We start from the raw sequence: 2513 nt of genomic DNA on the forward strand, positions 1-2513 counted from the left end.
CCCTAGAGCCCACCCGACGGTTCCCCCACCCATGACGAGCAGCGCCCACAGCAGTCGACGACCGCCGGTCGCACCGAGGACCGACACCTCACGGGTGACCGTGATCACCACGATCAGGTAGGCCAGGACTGCCAACGCGCCCACGAGGGCAATGACGCCGAACAGGCCCATCCCACCGGCGAACACCGCAACCAGCAGGGCCTGCCACGCCGTCGGCAGTGCGACCGCCCCCACCGCCCAGGCTGCGCCGAGCTGGAACGCGACAATCACCGGCTTCGACGTCTTCAATTCGAGCACCCCTCAAGAATGCCCAACCAGGCGAGATAGTTCACCCGCCGCCTACCCAGTCCCGGCTAAGTACCGGCACTCACCCCATTGGGCCTCGTTACTGGGATTGTCGGCCCGGTTGCACATCACGATCTCCGGACGCCCGGGCGTTCAGGCGGCCCGTCGCGGTGCACGGTTACTGCCGATGAGCGTGTAAGGCCGGACGCCCGATCGGACACGCGTAGAACGGCACAGGGCAGACTGAGCCCGGTGAGCGATGATTACATCCGCTCGGTTCCCACCGATCCGGGCTGGCAGCCTGAGCCCGAAGCCGCTGCCGCCGCCGTTGCCTATGTGGCGAGCCTGTTCTCCGGGCCCGGCGACGCTGTCGACGAGGTGAAACAGACCTTCTACGACCGAGTGACCTTGATAGATGCCGGCATGTACACGGAACGGATCACGTGCCCGCTCTGCGCCGAGGACATCAGCATGGATTGGCTTGACGACCTGGTCCGCGAGAATGGCATGAGTCTCGACCAGCTGGACGTTGCAGTGCCCTGCTGCGGTGCCGTCGTGGAGCTGAACACCTTGCATCACGAGGACCCGATTGGCTTTGCTCGCTTCGAGGTGAGCGCCTTGAACGCGACTAGGGTCGAGATACGAACTTGACACCAACGAACTGGCCCGCGTGGCTGACCTTTGGGTCACCCGGTCACGCAGATCCTCGCACACTACTAGGCGTCTTTTGTGGATAGACGACTGGTGGAATCACCCCTCGTTACGGTGTCCTCCGGTTCACGCCTGGTGAGCACCAAGGGGGCGTCCTCGGTGATGGCGATCGTGTGCTCGGAGTGGGCCGTGCGTGAGCCGTCGGCCGACCGGATGGTCCAGCCGTCGGCGTCATAGACGATCCGGTCGGTCGTGCGGGCGAACCAGGGTTCGAGCGCGAGGGTCAGGCCCGGCCGGAGCGTGAGGCCGCGCCCTGCCCGGCCCTTGTTCGAAACGTGGGGCTCCTCGTGCATGGTGCGGCCGAGGCCGTGGCCACCGAACTCGGTGTTGACCGGATAACCGTAGTCGTGGGCTACCGCCCAGATGGCCGCCGAGATGTCACCCAGGCGGTTGCCCGGACGCGCCATCTCGATCGCCGCCTCCAACGCTTCCTCGGTGGCGCGGATGATCCGCAGGTCCTCCTCGGCGGCGGTCCCGACGACGACCGTGCGCGCCGAGTCGGCCACCCAGCCGTCGACGCTGACCGCGAGGTCCGCGCTGAGTACGTCGCCGTCACGCAGCGTGTAGTCGTGGGGTAGGCCGTGCAGGACGGCGTCGTTGACCGACAGGCAGATGACGTTGCGGAACGGACCGCGTCCGAAGGACGGCGCATAGTCCCAGTAGCACGACTCCGCTCCGCACCGTTTGATCATGCCGCGCACGTGGTGCTCCAGGTCCAGGAGGTTGACGCCCACGTCGGCGAGCTGACCGACCTCGGAGAGCACCTCGGCGACGAAACGCCCGGCCACGTGCATGCGTTGGATCTCCGCGGGCGTCTTCAGTTCAATCACGAATACCTCGCGTCACAGGGAGTTGGTATAGTTATACCGGCACCCTAACACTTGCCGGTATAGTAATACCGGCCTATCCTGGGAGCATGGTCCGCCAACCGCTCACACCTGAGCAGATCGAAGCCGGCAGGCGTCTCGGCGCCCTGCTGCGCCACGCGCGAGCGGGACGCGACCTAGCGGAAGTCGCGCACGCGGCTGGCATCTCGCCGGAAACCCTGCGCAAGATCGAGACCGGACGACTACCCTCTCCCGGATTCGGCACGATCATCTGCCTCGGTGAGGCGCTCAACCTGCCGGTGCAGGAGTTGGCAGCCACCTGGCGCGGCAGCGACCTATCGCTGGAAGCCGTCTTGTAGCCGCTGCTCCACCCGTCCACGGAACCAGCCGGCACCATCGCAAAGTGACAAGTAGTACCTGTAGACGGCTGGTGCCGACCATCGCTGGAAACGATGAGCAGAACCCCATGTCGCGGGGCGCTTGTGCCGCTATCCGCGTGGCACACGGTCATGCCGCAGATACGGCGCGACGGAGCCTGACGGAGATCCCGAACCCCACGCCCGCCCGGAGGGCGCGGTCGCGGACTGGCGATGATCCGAGGTCTCGTCGACCACCTGGACGTCGTCCGCACCGACGTCGGCACCAGCCTCCACATGCGCCACCGCCTCGGTCGCCCGACCACCGTGACCA

At 66.3% G+C, this 2513-nt stretch carries 4 protein-coding genes; 2 read left to right on the forward strand and 2 right to left on the reverse strand.

The annotated features are described in order from the left end of the window. The coding region (locus DKL51_RS06660) for a hypothetical protein (protein WP_221623139.1) at positions 1-297 on the reverse strand (297 nt) is incomplete at its 3' end. Positions 298-537: 240 nt separating this feature from the next. Between DKL51_RS06660 and DKL51_RS06665 the strand changes: the two genes are divergently transcribed. Beyond that, on the forward strand, positions 538-936 hold the full coding sequence (locus tag DKL51_RS06665; RefSeq protein ID WP_109943483.1) for a hypothetical protein: 399 nt from the start codon (positions 538-540) through the stop codon (positions 934-936). A gap of 65 nt (positions 937-1001) precedes the next feature. Here the strand turns inward: DKL51_RS06665 and map are convergent, their stop codons facing one another. Then, positions 1002-1826: a type I methionyl aminopeptidase gene (map, locus tag DKL51_RS06670; protein ID WP_109966594.1), complete on the reverse strand. Its 825-nt coding sequence runs from the start codon at positions 1824-1826 to the stop codon at positions 1002-1004. A gap of 86 nt (positions 1827-1912) precedes the next feature. On the opposite strand from map, the gene DKL51_RS06675 reads away from it, so the two are divergent. Then, positions 1913-2182 (forward strand): helix-turn-helix domain-containing protein, encoded by a 270-nt coding sequence (locus DKL51_RS06675; protein WP_109943485.1) that lies wholly within the window; start codon positions 1913-1915, stop codon positions 2180-2182. Positions 2183-2513 lie beyond the last annotated feature (331 nt).

This window comes from Micromonospora globispora, from assembly GCF_003857015.1.
Lineage (GTDB): Bacteria > Actinomycetota > Actinomycetes > Mycobacteriales > Micromonosporaceae > Micromonospora > Micromonospora globispora.

Excerpts from the sequence above, each read along its gene's own strand:
- DKL51_RS06675 (WP_109943485.1), top strand. The coding sequence starts at position 1,913 with ATGGTCCGCCAACCGCTCACACCTGAGCAGATCGAAGCCGGCAGGCGT.